Annotated in this window: 14 protein-coding genes and 3 pseudogenes; 6 read left to right on the top strand and 11 right to left on the bottom strand. The window is 62.3% G+C overall.

Annotated features, from left to right (window positions below):
* Positions 1-13: 13 nt before the first annotated feature.
* Positions 14-274, bottom strand: a complete 261-nt coding sequence (locus tag AC57B8_RS08120; RefSeq protein WP_496479222.1) for a hypothetical protein — start codon at positions 272-274, stop codon at positions 14-16.
* A 105-nt stretch (positions 275-379) separates the two neighbouring features.
* Between AC57B8_RS08120 and AC57B8_RS08115 the strand changes: the two genes are divergently transcribed.
* The gene (locus AC57B8_RS08115; protein ID WP_496479221.1) at positions 380-1,432 is read left to right on the top strand and encodes a DNA-binding protein; all 1,053 of its coding nucleotides are present in this window, start codon (positions 380-382) and stop codon (positions 1,430-1,432) included.
* Positions 1,433-1,828: 396 nt separating this feature from the next.
* Here AC57B8_RS08115 and AC57B8_RS08110 read toward each other — a convergent pair whose 3' ends face one another.
* From AC57B8_RS08110 to AC57B8_RS08080, 7 genes are all read right to left on the bottom strand, one after another.
* Positions 1,829-2,122 (bottom strand): type II toxin-antitoxin system RelE/ParE family toxin, encoded by a 294-nt coding sequence (locus AC57B8_RS08110; RefSeq protein ID WP_496479220.1) that lies wholly within the window; start codon positions 2,120-2,122, stop codon positions 1,829-1,831.
* A 6-nt stretch (positions 2,123-2,128) separates the two neighbouring features.
* Entirely contained in the window at positions 2,129-2,413 is a 285-nt protein-coding gene (locus AC57B8_RS08105) for a ribbon-helix-helix protein, CopG family (protein WP_496479219.1), read from the bottom strand.
* A 533-nt stretch (positions 2,414-2,946) separates the two neighbouring features.
* A complete protein-coding gene (locus AC57B8_RS08100; RefSeq protein WP_496479218.1) occupies positions 2,947-3,948 on the bottom strand; it encodes a GSU2403 family nucleotidyltransferase fold protein in 1,002 nt (333 codons plus the stop codon).
* A gap of 408 nt (positions 3,949-4,356) precedes the next feature.
* Positions 4,357-4,497 (bottom strand): hypothetical protein, encoded by a 141-nt coding sequence (locus AC57B8_RS08095; RefSeq protein WP_496479217.1) that lies wholly within the window; start codon positions 4,495-4,497, stop codon positions 4,357-4,359.
* A 114-nt stretch (positions 4,498-4,611) separates the two neighbouring features.
* Entirely contained in the window at positions 4,612-5,829 is a 1,218-nt protein-coding gene (locus AC57B8_RS08090) for a type II toxin-antitoxin system HipA family toxin (protein ID WP_496479216.1), read from the bottom strand.
* Entirely contained in the window at positions 5,819-6,091 is a 273-nt protein-coding gene (locus tag AC57B8_RS08085; RefSeq protein ID WP_496479215.1) for a helix-turn-helix domain-containing protein, read from the bottom strand. Before AC57B8_RS08085 ends, AC57B8_RS08090 begins: the two co-directional genes overlap by 11 nt.
* Positions 6,075-6,260, bottom strand: a complete 186-nt coding sequence (locus AC57B8_RS08080; RefSeq protein WP_496479214.1) for a hypothetical protein — start codon at positions 6,258-6,260, stop codon at positions 6,075-6,077. Before AC57B8_RS08080 ends, AC57B8_RS08085 begins: the two co-directional genes overlap by 17 nt.
* A 273-nt stretch (positions 6,261-6,533) precedes the next feature.
* On the opposite strand from AC57B8_RS08080, the pseudogene AC57B8_RS08075 reads away from it, so the two are divergent.
* Positions 6,534-6,791: pseudogene (locus AC57B8_RS08075) on the top strand (AMP-binding protein); the annotation flags it as partial.
* A gap of 87 nt (positions 6,792-6,878) precedes the next feature.
* A pseudogene (locus tag AC57B8_RS08070) lies at positions 6,879-7,541 on the top strand (IS5 family transposase); the annotation flags it as partial.
* Positions 7,542-7,950: 409 nt separating this feature from the next.
* On the opposite strand, the gene AC57B8_RS08065 reads toward AC57B8_RS08070, so the two are convergent.
* Entirely contained in the window at positions 7,951-8,850 is a 900-nt protein-coding gene (locus tag AC57B8_RS08065; RefSeq protein ID WP_159277300.1) for a LysR family transcriptional regulator, read from the bottom strand.
* 99 nt (positions 8,851-8,949) lie between these two features.
* Here AC57B8_RS08065 and AC57B8_RS08060 point away from each other — a divergent pair, with 99 nt between their 5' ends.
* The 3 genes from AC57B8_RS08060 to AC57B8_RS08050 all read left to right on the top strand — a co-directional run bounded on the left by AC57B8_RS08060 (position 8,950) and on the right by AC57B8_RS08050 (position 11,105).
* Positions 8,950-9,279, top strand: coding sequence for a nuclear transport factor 2 family protein (locus AC57B8_RS08060; RefSeq protein ID WP_496479213.1), 330 nt, complete (start codon positions 8,950-8,952; stop codon positions 9,277-9,279).
* Positions 9,276-10,058: an SDR family oxidoreductase gene (locus tag AC57B8_RS08055; RefSeq protein ID WP_496479212.1), complete on the top strand. Its 783-nt coding sequence runs from the start codon at positions 9,276-9,278 to the stop codon at positions 10,056-10,058. The genes AC57B8_RS08060 and AC57B8_RS08055 overlap by 4 nt, the downstream gene beginning before the upstream one ends.
* A 267-nt stretch (positions 10,059-10,325) precedes the next feature.
* Positions 10,326-11,105 carry an alpha/beta fold hydrolase gene (locus AC57B8_RS08050; RefSeq protein ID WP_139701817.1) on the top strand — a complete coding sequence of 260 codons (780 nt, stop codon included), beginning with the start codon at positions 10,326-10,328 and terminating at the stop codon, positions 11,103-11,105.
* A 715-nt stretch (positions 11,106-11,820) separates the two neighbouring features.
* On the opposite strand, the gene AC57B8_RS08045 is transcribed toward AC57B8_RS08050, so the two are convergent.
* Both AC57B8_RS08045 and AC57B8_RS08040 read right to left on the bottom strand, forming a co-directional pair.
* Positions 11,821-13,236, bottom strand: a complete 1,416-nt coding sequence (locus AC57B8_RS08045) for an IS1182 family transposase (protein ID WP_496479211.1) — start codon at positions 13,234-13,236, stop codon at positions 11,821-11,823.
* 142 nt (positions 13,237-13,378) lie between these two features.
* A pseudogene (locus AC57B8_RS08040) lies at positions 13,379-13,588 on the bottom strand (tripartite tricarboxylate transporter substrate-binding protein); the annotation flags it as partial.
* Between the last annotated feature and the right edge of the window lie 14 nt (positions 13,589-13,602).

The following is a 13,602-nucleotide window of genomic DNA, read 5'->3' as shown; positions in this document are numbered from 1 at the left end:
AAGGCAGGAGCACCTAGTTTGCCTTTGTAGCCATGGTCCGCCAACGGCGGTCCACGGCAGTCGGCAACTGCGAGACCAGGCCCGTCGGGGTCGTTCGCTCGACGTGATCGACGATGAACTGCACCATCGCCGGCACCGGTACGGGCAGGCGCATTGGCTGGCTGTTCCGCGCGGCAAACCATGCGGCCCAGTAGCGCAGGGCGCAGCGGTAGGCCGCCGACGTGTTGGCGGCTTCGCCTTCGCGCAGCAGGTCGCGCGCGGCGTCTTCCGCCATTTCCGACAGCTTCGCCGGATCGAGCGTAGGGTGGTTCTTGAGCCTGCCTTCGGCCCATCAAGGGATTCGCCAGATCGAATTCATATTATTTTATACATGCCATGTATGTTCTATTACATCAAGAGATCGAAGCTGGAGCAGCAGATGGATAGCAGAAGTTCGAGAGGCATCCAGGAGCCTCAGGTGTGGACTGCAGCGGATCAGCTCCTGGCCGAGGGGTTGCGCCCCACCATCGAGCGGGTCCGACAGAAAATCGGCCGGGGGTCGCCGAACACGGTGAGCCCGATGCTCGAGCGCTGGTTTGCCACGTTGGGAAAGCGGCTTGGTAACGGCTCCGGCGTCCCTGCGCAAAGCTCGGCCGCGAACGCCATGCCCCCAGCCCTGCTGCAGGCCGCCCATCAGCTCTGGGAAGCTGCACGCGGGGAGGCGGCCCAGACACAGGCCCAGCAGGCCGAGGCGCTGCGCCGCGAAATCGAACTCAAGGCCGCCGCGTTGGAGGATCAGCAAATGCAGCTGCGACAGCGCGAGGTCGCGTTCGAACACACCCGCGGCAGTCTGGAAAGCGCGCTGGCCTCTTCGCGGCAAGCCCTCGAATCTGTGAAGGGACAGTTGTCGCAGGCGTCCCGTCTTCAGGACAGCACCCAGGGCGAGATCCGGCGTCTGCGGGAGTCGCTTGCGCAAGCCCAAGCGCAACTGGACGCGCAGCGGCTCGAGCACCGCGCCGCCATGGCCGCGCGCGAGGAAGCCTTGAAGGAGGTCGAGGCGCGGCACACGGCACGTGAGCATCGGCTGCTGGGCGACATTGATCGGGAACGCCAGGCGATCTCTGAGCTTGCCAAGGAGCACAAGCTGTGCGCCCGCAACGAGGAGGAGGGCGCATCGAAGCTGGAGACCGAGCGCGCCGCCACGCGCGGCGCTGAAAAACTCGCGGAGCAATGGCGCACCGACCTCGCCGCAAAATCGGCCGAGCTTGCGCAGTTGCAAGCAGAGATGCGATCGACCAAACAGACGCACGACGAAGCTCGAATCCGACTTACGGCGGAAGAGCGTGCGCATGAACTGACGCGCGGCTTGCTGGCCAGCGCTCTTGCGACGAAGCCGAAGGAGGGGAAAGAAGGAAAGGGCCGCAAGTCGGCCGCGAGGCCCCACACCAGCTGATTGGCCGGGGCTCGAGCCGGTTCGGCGCGGGAGTTCCGGCGGCGCCTGACATCGCGCCCGCCGAGCTCTCGCAGGTAGCCAGCGCCCTAGCAACGAAACCGAAGGTGGTGAGGGGCGCAACGCGCGACGAATTCGCGCAGCCGATAGAGCGGGACGGGCCGTCGTGTGCGTTCCTCCTGCCTGAAGACGGCAAAGCATGCGAGGCGTCGCGCCATCCCATCGACTGAGCGTGAAAACTCGCCGAGCAGCCAGAAAATCGCCTGTCATCGAATATTTCCTGCGCAGGGAGCGACTGCCTGTCATGACCGAGCCGCGTCGGACTCGACGGTTTCTGGGGGGAGTCCCAGCTATCGCACGGGACAGACGAGCGATGTTTCAGGAACCGCTTGCGGTCTATCAGTGCTTGAACCCGGACTCTCGCTGAGCTCGCAGTGCCAAGATGAAGACCGTCTCGATGTCAGCGAGGTAACGGTACAGCGCCACGTACCCGCGGTTCCCCTTGCCGATCACCAATTCGCGCTTTCCGCCCCTGACGGGGCGGCCAATCAGTGGGCTGCGCGAAAGAATCTGAATGGCCTCAAGAATCTCGCCGACGCGGTTCGCCACATCGACCACCTCGTGTTGTTCCAAATGATCAATGAGGCGGTCAATGTCATCCAGGACCTCCGGCGCCAGTTCGACACGGACCATGAGCCGTCAGGGCCCCGGCCTGCGAGCCAACGGCCGGCGAGGCTTCTTGCCGGCCGCACGTTCCTGGACATAGGCCTTGGCGTCTTCCCACGCAACCGACTCGCCAGTGCTCCGCAACGCCGCCCAGCGCCGGTCAGCGATTTGATGCAATTCCTCGTCCAACTCGCTGCGCTCGACCATGTCGGAAAGCGCATCCAGAATGAACGCATGCGAAGACCGGCCCGACCGCGCAGCCGCTGCTGCAATGCGGGCTTTCAGCTCATCTTCAAGGCGGATGGTCGTTGTGGACACTCGATTGACCTCGTGACGTTGTCGGCGAATGAAAATGTAGCACACTTGTGCCACATCATGCCTGATCAAGACGCGTGGGGCGTGAGGTTGCGGATCAGTAGGGCTCGCCAAGCTTCAGTGCCGACGAGCTCTGCGCGCAAGGGCATCCAGCCGTTGTTTGCACGGGGGCGTTGGCGACATGAGGCGTACTCTCTCGCGACATGTCATGCGCAGTCTCCAATGCTCGGAAGACAGAATATCCGGCGGCTATTTTCCGGTGCAGGCTCACACGATCTGCACGACGTCGCGCTGCAAGAGATGCCGTCGATTCAGCTGGATGGCCGCAGCGGCGTCGCGCAACGCCTGCCCACGCTGGCGGTCCGTCACCCAGCCCGTGATGCCAATGTCCAGACCCCACTGCCAGCTACCGCGTGCGCGCGGGGCGTCGCTCGGGCCCGTGCAGGTGATGGGCGCTGGCTTGTCGCCGGAGCAATCGCGAGGGGAAGGCGCGAGTGCGCCTTCGTGCGCTGCGAAAAAGGAATGCGATATTTAGTTCAGTGAGGGATATCGGCCCCTCCCGATTCCTCTGGCTCATCTACTCTCTCCGACGTTAGGCGTGCGTACTGGGGCATGTAGTCCCGGACCAGCGTTGCTACAAGCTCTGCCTGCAGCGCGTCTTTCGAACGCTTGAGGGGATCGCGATTCGGGTAGTTCGCCAGGGCCAGCTTGACGTCCACGAAATCCAAGGGATGCATCGTATTCATGAGCGTCATCTCACCAGTCGTAGAGACCACCATTTGGCTGAACCGAGGTGAACTCAGGATTCTCTCGCCGGTGGACGCTTGCACTGCCCAGATGTCGTCCTCGTCGTCGCTCATGCGCAGTGGATGCGGGTCGCCATCCTTGGCGACACGACGAATGACATCGATCTCGAATCCGGTTGCGTTGCGCGCAGTCTCCTTTTGGTCCTCAAGGCGCTCGAAAGACTTGTCGGCCTTGCGAAGGAGACCCAGCAGCGATACCTCCGATTCCTTCATACGCGAAAAGAAGGCCAGATGCTTGCGCGTATCAAACAGAAGGTCGATGTCGCGCGTTGCCATTGCTTGAGGCACGAATCGCACGCCACATGCGCTTTCATAGGCGTACAGCGCGTATGTACCGACCACTGTGAAATGCTCGGACAACCCGGCTTTGTCCAAGACGTTCAGGATGTCAACAACGAGCGACGGGACGCGCCCGACGCGCAGCGCCCGATTCAGGCGGCGCTGTTCCTCGAATGTCTTTTCGATGGATGCCAGTCGCTCGGCAAGCGCCGCCTTTCGTTGGGAGAAGGCCTGAAAAATCTTGGTGGTTGCTTCACTGTCAGGGCCCAGTGATTTGTGCGCGCCCTTGACTGAAGTACGGATGAGGTATCGATGACCTGAGATCTCGCGCCACATCATCCCGCCTCGGAACTGCACAGCCTCTTGCCTCAAGCGTCGAAGTTCCGTAAAGACGGTCTCCGCGTCGATGTACTGCCGCTTCTGGCTCTCGCTGCTCTCGAGGATGTCTGGCATTTCATCATTTTCCCAAGATTTCTATTTTTATAGTGAAAAAACGAAGCAACCCTGGTCACTTTTCACTGCAACTTTGAAATATTCATAAATATGATGAAAATATTTATAAATCAACAACTTAGAATGCGAATGTAGTGACCGAAAAGGTGCAACACGCCTTCACTCGTCATGGCTCGCGGATTCTGCAAGGCGGCGATGAGGAGCCGCGATGCCAAGCGGACGAGCTCAAGCAAGCTCGACTCGCATGCCAAAGCTCGCGACTTGGCTGGCGATCGAGGTCACCCAATTGCCAAAACAGTGGCCCGATCTCCAGCAGATCCACAGACAAGCACTTATCCAGCATCGGACCCGCATGACGACTGGGTTCGGCGCGTCTCGACAGCGACCGCTGGCGGCTACCACGGGTTGTTAGCTGTAGCTGGGCCCCTCGGCAATCTCCTGGCGCAGTTCGGCCAACAGGCTCGCATCGTCACGGGGCGTGACGGTGGCTGCGGCCAGCGGAATGTAGTGCTGCCAGTCGTAGCGGGTGATCGCTTCCAGCGTTCGCATGTCGGACCACTGCAACCCCAGCCTGTGGGCGAGGGCGGGCCCCGTACCTGGCGATCCCTATCCCGAGTCGCACGACTACGTCGGCGAGATGGAGGTGTGCCCCGGAGCAACCTACTACGTCCTGGCGTAAATCATTCCCCCGGCCCAGATGTCTCGCATCTTCTCCAGAAGACCCTTCGGAATTCGCTGGTCGCTGGTCGCCAGGCCCAGCGTCTTGTGCATTCCCTCTGCAATGCGCGCGAGGATGAGTTGCGGCTTTGCAACCCCGCATACCTTGCTGCCGAACAGCAGCAGCTCCTCGGTCGTCGGGTAGGCTTTCGTGTGGCCTTTGCCCGCAAAGAGCTTGAGCGCCAGTGTGCGGTCCTCGAGCTCGGGACCGCCTTCATAGCGGGTGTACCGGTAGAGCGCGGTTGTCACCACGTCGAACATCGGAGCGAGGCGGCAGTCAGCGCTCGAGGTGTAGAGCAAGCCATAGTTCTTGAGGTGGCCGTCGCCGTTGCGCACCATGATGCTGAACGCCACCTGCTCGAAGAATCGTTCAAGGTTCTTGCTGGGCAGTTGGAGATACTGCATGAGCTCGGCGATGCGCTGGTAGCTCCCGTGGTATTTCCGATCGGATTGGATGTCGCGCACCCGAAGATTCATCAGAGCCGCGATGTCCTCGAAACCGATCCGAGACCCATCGGCCGCGATGTCAAAACGGTCGACCAGGAGTACATGCCCATCGTCCGAAAGATCGAATGAGGGCGTCTCGATGCCGGCGTGACCCGCCGCCGTGAGGCACATGAACTCGTTGGCCGACAGGCCGGGATAGGATGGTGCGGCGGCCTTCACGATGATCGTGGGCACCGGTACGCTGATCCGGTCCGGGACCATGATCTTTGGCTGCATGCCGGCAATGCCAGCGCCCGTACTCAGATAGGCGCGCACCAGATCGTCGAACACCTCCGGCGTATAGCGGGTTCCGAGCAAGGCCTTGCGATCGATGATCCGGGGCGCCGCACGCGATGGCGCGCCCGGCAGCCGAAAACCCAGCCGCCCGATGCCGTTGGAACCCACCACTGCGAGCAGATGCATCTGGGTGAGCTGTTGTTTGGGGAACATCGCCCTCAGACGCAGGTACAGGTCGCCCTCGGGCAGGTTCTGATCCATCACAGCGAAGAGATCGCCGTCCTGATACGTCGGACGCGTGGGCGGCATCAGCAACGCGACCGAGGGCTGATCGGCACGGCCGTCAAGGTACCGGAACTCGTAGATCGAGTGCTTGAGCAGCTGACCGGCCGGCCCGTCGGCGATCTCGACGTCGAGCTGCTTGATTTTTTCAGGAAGCATCGTCCTCATCCTGTCCAAAACGCGCCGCGACTTCCTCCTGCGTCGGCATGCCCAGCCGCTCCAGGCGGACCGTAAGATCCATGGCGCGCAGGATGTCGAACAGCGAGGTGAGTGTGATGTCTTCCCCCCGCTCCAATCGATAGAGCACGTTGCGCGCGCGCCCCGAACGCGCGGCGATGTCGGTCGCCTTCAAACGGCGCTCTTTGCGCGCACGCTGGATGGCGTGCCCCAGTTCGACGGGCAATCTAATTTTGTCCTTCATGCGCCACATTTTGTCGAATATTCGAGAAAATGTCCATTAAAGAGGACAGCATTTGATCCTCACGCTCCAGCACAGATCCCTGCGCCCCGACGTCAGCGCCGAAGTGATCGGCGCACAGGGCGGCATCAATGCTTGTGAGCGCACCCTTGCATGGGATCGGCTCCTGCATCTACCTTCATGCAGGCTGTCACCTCCGTGTGCGAATTCCCTCGAAAGGGATCGCTGGTGTGTGCGCCAATGCGGTGCTCACATCCTCCAGACAGGCGTGCACGCGTGAGGCACGTCGGCCATTGAATCGGCGCTCATCTATCTCTTCGGCGTGATCGTTCCGCTGGGCGCGACCATGGTCCTCCAGCCCAAGTTTTCGGCACGGCGCTATTGGGAGGTGGCATTGCGGCACGATACGACCTGAGCGGCCCTGATCCCGTTCTGCCTGAAAGCCTTGTCGCGTCATCCGATTCCAAAGCACAGCATTCGCTGCATCGGTGTCGGAGCGTCCAGCGACTCGCTGCGACAGCAACTCGGCGTCCAGATTTTCTCCTGGTATGGAATGACCGAGACCGTGGCGCACCCGATCGCCGGTGACCCTGACTTCGCTGCGCCCGAGGAGAGCATCGGCTGGCCCACTGCGTCCTATGGGGTGTCGGTCGTCGACGATGCGGGGCAAGCGGTCGCGCCGGGGCAGATCGGTCTCCTGCGCATCAAAGGCAAGCGCGGAGTCTCTCATCACGCAACAATCGATTGGCTATCTCGAATCAACGCGATCGTCAAGCGAGCCACCGTGAGCTTTGCACCATGGCAGGCGGTTTACAAGGCCTCCGTGCGTTGGGTCGAGGTCGGCGCCTTCGAGCAGATGCAGCACCGGCTGCGCCAGCAGTGGCGTGTGCGCATGGGGCGCCATGCGCAGCCGACCGCGGCAATCATCGATGCCCAGTCGACACGCTCCTCGCCGCAGGGCGGTGACAGTGGCTTCGATGCGGGCAAGAAGGTCAAGGGCCGCAAGCGCCACTTGGTGGTGGACACACTCGGATTGTTGTTGGCCGTCACGGTGACTGCGGCCAACGTGCAAGACCGCGATGGTGCCGCACAGGTGGTAGGGCAGGCCTGCGCGAAGGCGCCTACCATCGAGCGGCTCTACACGGACGGTGCTTACGGTGGCAAATGTGCGCAGGCCATCGAGCACGTCCACGGCATCCGTGTCGAAGTCGTGCGCAGGCCAGGCAATCGCTCGACCGGGAGGCTGCACGATCCGCAACAGTCCCTCTGGCCGCGGCCGGTGGCTGGCTTCGTCGTATTGCCCAAGCGATGGGTGGTTGAACGCACTCACGCCTGGAACGAACGCTGGCGCCGCATGGTCATGCACCACGACCGCAAGACCTCTATCTCCACCGCATGGGTCTGGCTTGCCGAGGCGCGTATTCTTCTTTCCAGGCTCGCCACAGCCAGTTGATTTCGTCTACACCCTCTTAGAGACCGTCTATTTGCAGAAATATGTTCGTCAGGAACCGGCGCTAAGTCGTTGATTTAATGCGAAACCACATTTCCGAGTGAACAGTTTCGTCGCGAGTTTCTTCTCACGAAAGTGTTCACCAAATGTCGCTCTCGCACATTGTGTTCACGAGATGTCGCAATGGGCCTGCCGTACTGCCTGCCGCGCCTAGGGAACGTCTGATCAAGTCCGCCGATGAACGATCGGAACGTTGATCACGCCTCGCAGCCGGAGATCGCCAAGTTGCTCGCGAGCCATGCGGAGTTCCGGCTGCCCGGCTCCTATCCGCGGAAATATTGAAGTCACCATCGAGCGACGCCGGCAGGGCCTGCCCGGCCCCCGGTCCGATCGCCGGGAAGAGAAAGTCCGCTCAGGGGTCTTTCTCCAGCATGCAGTCGATGAAGGCGCGCAGTGCGGCAGGGAAGTGGCGCCGGCTGGGGTGGTACAGGAACAGGCCAGGCCTTGCAATCGACCAGTCGGCGAGAACCTCCACCAGCCGCTCCTGGGCGAGCAGTGCATCGACGCGTTCGCGATCGAAGGCATAGACGATCCCCAGCCCTTGGAGTGCCGCAGCGACGCCAGTGTCCGAGTGGTTGGTGACCAAGGGTCCTTCCACCGCCACTTCGATCCGCTTGCCCTTTTTTTCGAACTCCCAGCGGTAGGCGCTCCCGTCGCCCTGCAGGCGCCAGTTGATGCAGGCGTGGCCGTGCAGGTCGGCGGGGGACCGCGGTTTGCCGCGACGCTCCAGATAGTCCGGGGATGCCACGGCCACCATCTTCACGTCCGGCGTCAAGCGCACCGCGATCATGTCCTTCTCCAGCTTGCCCCCGACGCGGATGCCCGCATCGAAGCGACCGGCGACGATGTCGCTCAGGCCGTTGTCGACCACGATGTCCAGTGTCACTTCCGGGTGCGTCCGGTGAAACCGGCCCAGCCGGGGGCCGATCACCTGCCAGGCGGCCATGCCGAGGGTGTTGATGCGCAGCGTGCCGCGCGTCTGACCCGCCATCGCGCTGGCTTCATTCACCGCATCGGCCATGTCCCGGAAGAGCGGCGCGATGCGCCCGTACAGCTGCGCCCCGGTCGCGGTGGGGGCCACGCTGCGGGTCGTGCGGTTCAGCAGCCGCGTACCCAGCCGCGTTTCCAGCTGTCGGATGGTCTGACTCAGCGCCGAAGCAGACAGCCCCAGATGCTCGGCGGCGCGGGCAAAGCTCGCGCGTTCCACCACGGCAGCAAAGGCCTTGAGCTCGGCAAACTCCGATCCGCGCATTCTGTATCGCCTTCTACATAGCTCGTGAAGATTCTAGGCGATTCACTTATTGATGCTCGACGCGCATCCTGAGGTCTTCACATCCAAGGAGTCGTCACCATGAGTACCCTGATCCTTCCCGCTCCGATCGCCGCCTACTTCGCGGCCGATCGGCGGAACGCCGAGGCCCTGGCCCGCTGTTTCACGCCTCAAGCCATCGTGAAGGACGAGGGCCGCACCCACACCGGCCGCCGCGCCATCCAGGAATGGAAGAGCGCGACATCCACGCAGTACGCGTACACGGTCGCGCCATTTGCGCTGGACCACGCGGGGGAGTTCCAGGTCGTGCGGGCGCACGTGGCCGGCAATTTTCCCGGCAGTCCGGTCGATCTTCGATATCGCTTTCGCCTCGAACGCGGCTTGATTGCGTCGCTGGAGATCACGGCATGAGCTTCGATCTTCAACTCCAGGGCCAGCGCGCGCTGGTCACCGGCGGCACCAAAGGCGTTGGCGCCGCCGTCGTTCAAGGCCTGCGCGACGCCGGTGTGCAGGTGATGACCACGGCCCGCGCCGCGCCCGCGCGGCCCATCGGGGGCGTGGTCCATGTGACCGCCGATCTGGCGACGGCTGAAGGCGCCGCCAAGGTGGCGCACTCGGTGCTCGGGCATTGGGGCGGCCTCGACATCCTGGTGCATGTGGTCGGCGGCTCCAGCGCACCGGGCGGCGGCTTCGCGGCCCTGGACGATGCCCAGTGGCTCGCCGAACTGAACCAGAACCTCATGCCGGCCGTGCGGCTCGATCGTGCGCTGCTGCCCGCCATGCTCGCGCAGGGCTCTGGCGTCATCGTCCACGTCAGCTCGATCCAGCGCCTGCTGCCACTGCCGGAATCGACGACCGCGTATGCGGCGGCCAAGGCGGCCTTGTCCACCTACAGCAAGGCGTTGTCGAAAGAGGTGACGCCCAAGGGCGTGCGCGTGCTGCGCGTGTCGCCCGGATGGATCGAGACCGAAGCGTCGGTGGCGCTGGCCGATCGCCTGGCCCACCAGGCCGGAACGGATTACGAGGGTGGCAAGCAGATCATCATGCAATCGCTCGGCGGCATTCCGCTGGGTCGACCGGCCAGGCCGCAGGAAGTTGCCGACTTGATCACGTTCCTTGTGTCACCCCGGGCGGGCTCGATCTCAGGGTCGGAACACCTGATCGATGGCGGGACCGTCCCGACGGTCTAGGCAAGGCCGCGGCCATCACCGGCACGGTACGAAAGCAGCTGGCTGCACACGCGTGCGATGGCGAGGGACTGCGTGCGTGGCAACGCCTCCCGCGGCGCCATTCGGATCGGACATCTTTATTGCGCATCTGCAGCGTGTCACGAAATGTAGTTTTGAAGAACAGCAATTCTTGCGCGTAAAGCTTCAACTTTGGCGTGATATTCGCAACCCTGTTCAACACGTTCTTTCCTACCATTTCGCTTCTCCCATCCACTCACAGGACATCCCATGAACTCACTGATTCGCAAGCTTTTGATCGCAGCTGCGACAACCGCCAGCATCGTCGGTCCCGGTGGCGGCGCCCATGCCCAACAGGTTCAGGCGAAAAACGTCGTGCTGGTGCATGGCGCCTTTGCCGATGGTTCGGGCTGGCGCGGCGTCTATGACGAGCTCATCGGCCGAGGCTACCGGGTCACCATCGTTCAGAACCCGCTGACGTCTCTGGCCGACGACGTGGCGGCGACGCAGCGCGCGCTCGCGCGCCAGGACGGTCCCACTATCCTCGTGGGTCACTCGTGGGGGGGCACGGTCATCACCGAAGCGGGCATCCATCCGAAGGTGGTGGGTCTTGTCTATGTCTCCGCGCTGTCGCCCGACGCCGGCGAGACCACAAGCGAACAGTACGCGGGATTCACGGCCCCCGACTTCGTGATCGACACGCAGTCGGACGGATTCGGATTCGTCAATCGGGAGAAGTTCAAGATCGGCTTCGCCGGCGATGCCAGCGATGCGGACGCCGCGTTCCTGCGTGATTCGCAGGTGCCGATCAACATGTCGGTGTTTGCGACCAAGCTCAATCACGCCGCATGGCGGACCAAGCCAAGCTGGGCGGTGATCGCGACCGAGGACAGGGCCTTCGACGTCCGGATGTTGCACAAGATGGCCAAGCGCATCGGCGCCACGGTTCAGGAGGTCAAGGCAAGCCATGCGGTATTCATGACCCAGCCGAAGGCAGTCGCCGACGTGATCGATCGAGCTGCCAGGGAGGGAGGGCGCCGGGCCCAGTGATTCCCTTGAATGCGAGATGGCCGTTGCGCGCTCGCTTCGTCTAAAGCTTGGCCATCAGCTCTCGAAGCTTCACTTCGTCAGAAGCAATCGCAGCAAGTTCCAGCAGGGTGCGTCTTTGGCTGCCATCCAGCTTCCGCGGACGAAAGTCGATGACGCAGATTGACCCGAGTGCAAAGCCGTCGGGGTCATGGACCGGCGCCCCTGCATAGAAGCGAAAATGGGGGGCACTGGCGACCCCAAGGTTGCAGACTTGCACGGCTCGGCCGTTCACTATCTCGAAGGACGCTGCGGCGTCCCCCAACCGCACGCGGTTCAAGAAGTTTGTGACTGCGAGCCTGCCGGGCCACGTGCCACCGGATAACCAGCCACCCGCCGAATTTGCGAGGGCGGTCCTCGAGCTCAGGGCCAACCAGCGTGGGTGGAATCGAGCCTTCGGTGAAGCGCTAATACACGCGGCCGACCAACGGTCTGAAGGAAACTTGCAGGCCGCGATCTCGGCATTGCGATCTTTTGCCAGCTCATGTCCTTGGAAAGCCTTTGGGGATATAGCGCGCGTCCAGGCAGACAACCTCGAGAAAGACCGGCAGTAGAAAAAGGCCGCGTCCGGCCGATTGTGTTGAAAAACTCGCCTCGAATCTTGCCTGCGTTGGCGATCGCACAGGATTCGCAATCGAGTTAACGAAGCGAGAGAGCGCAGCATGCCTCTGCGTTCACCTCACACGCTTTTCACGGTTGCATATCCTTCAATTGGCATCAACCACTTGGCCATCCGCCGCAGATTCTGGGCTGTGGCCGCCAGCAGGAACTCGTCCTGCGCACCACTGAGCCCGCGAAGCCGGAGCCGATCCAGCTTCATGATGCGCTTGAGGTGCGCGAACAGCATCTCCACTTTCTTGCGATCCCTGCGTGACTGGCTGTACTCCGGTGTCTTTGCAATGGATCGTGCCGTCTCACGTGCACCTTCATGGACGCTTCGCGCGATCTTGCGGAATGGCGTGTTCGGGCAGCACCGATCCTTCATCGCACAGTCGACGCAGTCTGACTGACTCGCTCGGTAGATCACCGTGTCGGCCTTCGTGACGTGGCTGCGCGGGATCGTGAATCGACGTCGTTCATTACGCAGCGCATGGCCTTCGGGAAATACGTACTCATTGCGCTCTGGTTCCCACTCGAACTCGCCGATCGACAGGCTACCGTCCTTGCGGGCCGTCTTGTCCCACACGGGCACATGAGGTTCGATCTGCTTGTCTTCAACCATCCAACCAAGCAGCGGTGCAGTGCCGTACGCCGTGTCACCCACAAGCCGTCGCGGCTTGATGTCGAAGCGCTCTTCGACCCGGTCGATCATGGTTCGGGTGGAGTCGACCTCCGGTGTGCGATGCGCAGGCGTGGCCTCCACGTCCATGATGATGCCGGCCGACAGATCGATCAGATAGTTGGTCGAGTACGCGTAGAAGGCCGGACCACCCGGTGCTGCGGTCCATTGCGCAGCCGGGTCGGTCGGAGAGATGTTCCTGGATGGTGCCTGCGTGTCCTGCGGCACCTCGGGCGCACCGTCGGCAACCGGATTAGTGGCGTCCAGCGCTTCGAGGTACTCACGCACCGCACGGCTGCACTGGGTGCCTTGGCGCCACTGCGCAACCTCGGAGGCAGGAACATTGCGCGCGCGGTTCGCGTCGGCCTTGATGACGCTGGCATCGATGGCAAATCCCTCCCCTTGCACCAGTCCTTCGGTCATGCAGCGGTGCAGCACCGCCTCGAAGACGAATCGAAATGCATTGCTCTGGCGAAAGCGGCCATGCCGGTTCTTGGAGAAAGTGGAATGGTCGGGCACCTTGTCCTCCAGGCCCAGGCGACAGAACCATCGGTAGGCCAGGTTGAGATGGACTTCCTCGCACAACCGGCGCTCGGATCGGATGCCCAGGCAGTAGCCGATGACCAGCATGCGGATCATGAGTTCGGGATCAATCGATGGCCGGCCGGTGTGGCTGTAGAACGGCGCAAGATGTTGGCGTAGCTCGCTCAGATCGAGGAAGCGATCAACGCCTCGAAGCAGGTGATCACGCGGGACGTGATCGTCGAGGTTGAATGCGTAGAACAGCTGATCTTGAGCGGTGCCTTGACCCATCATGATGCGTACCTCCATCGATCACGAAGCGCATGCAAACTGCAAGCCAGCTACTGGGATTCGGGAGAGTTTTTCAACACAATCGCTGCAAAGCAGACAAGCGCGGCTGGCTACATGCAAAGAAGGCGGGATGAGAATGAGTTCCTCATAAACCACACAGTCGATAGCTGAAAACGGTGCCCTTGTATGCGACGGGGACCACATCGATGCCCATCTCGAGCTTGATCCGCTCCAAGAGAACGTGCGCAGTGCCTGCCAGGCCAGGCGTCACACCAACCGACAGCTTGCCGGGGTTGGCCGTTGCATACGCGACGAACTCCCGGAAGTTGGAGAACGGAGCATCGTTGTTGGCGGCAAGAACATGTTTTG

This window comes from Variovorax sp. BGA-UO-ETr-C22 (assembly GCF_059567965.1).
The sequence above is the reverse complement of the archived record's forward strand: the minus strand, read 5'-3'. Positions and strand labels throughout refer to the sequence as shown.

Bases quoted from the DNA above. Each gene is read 5' to 3' on its own strand.
- AC57B8_RS08045 (WP_496479211.1), bottom strand. From the start codon at position 13,236: ATGATGGGTCAAGGCACCGCTCAAGATCAGCTGTTCTACGCATTCAAC.
- AC57B8_RS08060 (WP_496479213.1), top strand. From the start codon at position 8,950: ATGAGTACCCTGATCCTTCCCGCTCCGATCGCCGCCTACTTCGCGGCC.
- AC57B8_RS08100 (WP_496479218.1), bottom strand. From the start codon at position 3,948: ATGCCAGACATCCTCGAGAGCAGCGAGAGCCAGAAGCGGCAGTACATC.
- AC57B8_RS08085 (WP_496479215.1), bottom strand. From the start codon at position 6,091: ATGAAGGACAAAATTAGATTGCCCGTCGAACTGGGGCACGCCATCCAG.
- AC57B8_RS08120 (WP_496479222.1), bottom strand. From the start codon at position 274: ATGGCGGAAGACGCCGCGCGCGACCTGCTGCGCGAAGGCGAAGCCGCC.
- AC57B8_RS08095 (WP_496479217.1), bottom strand. From the start codon at position 4,497: ATGCGAACGCTGGAAGCGATCACCCGCTACGACTGGCAGCACTACATT.
- AC57B8_RS08065 (WP_159277300.1), bottom strand. From the start codon at position 8,850: ATGCGCGGATCGGAGTTTGCCGAGCTCAAGGCCTTTGCTGCCGTGGTG.
- AC57B8_RS08115 (WP_496479221.1), top strand. From the start codon at position 380: ATGTTCTATTACATCAAGAGATCGAAGCTGGAGCAGCAGATGGATAGC.
- AC57B8_RS08055 (WP_496479212.1), top strand. From the start codon at position 9,276: ATGAGCTTCGATCTTCAACTCCAGGGCCAGCGCGCGCTGGTCACCGGC.
- AC57B8_RS08050 (WP_139701817.1), top strand. From the start codon at position 10,326: ATGAACTCACTGATTCGCAAGCTTTTGATCGCAGCTGCGACAACCGCC.
- AC57B8_RS08080 (WP_496479214.1), bottom strand. From the start codon at position 6,260: ATGCAGGAGCCGATCCCATGCAAGGGTGCGCTCACAAGCATTGATGCC.
- AC57B8_RS08090 (WP_496479216.1), bottom strand. From the start codon at position 5,829: ATGCTTCCTGAAAAAATCAAGCAGCTCGACGTCGAGATCGCCGACGGG.
- AC57B8_RS08110 (WP_496479220.1), bottom strand. From the start codon at position 2,122: ATGGTCCGTGTCGAACTGGCGCCGGAGGTCCTGGATGACATTGACCGC.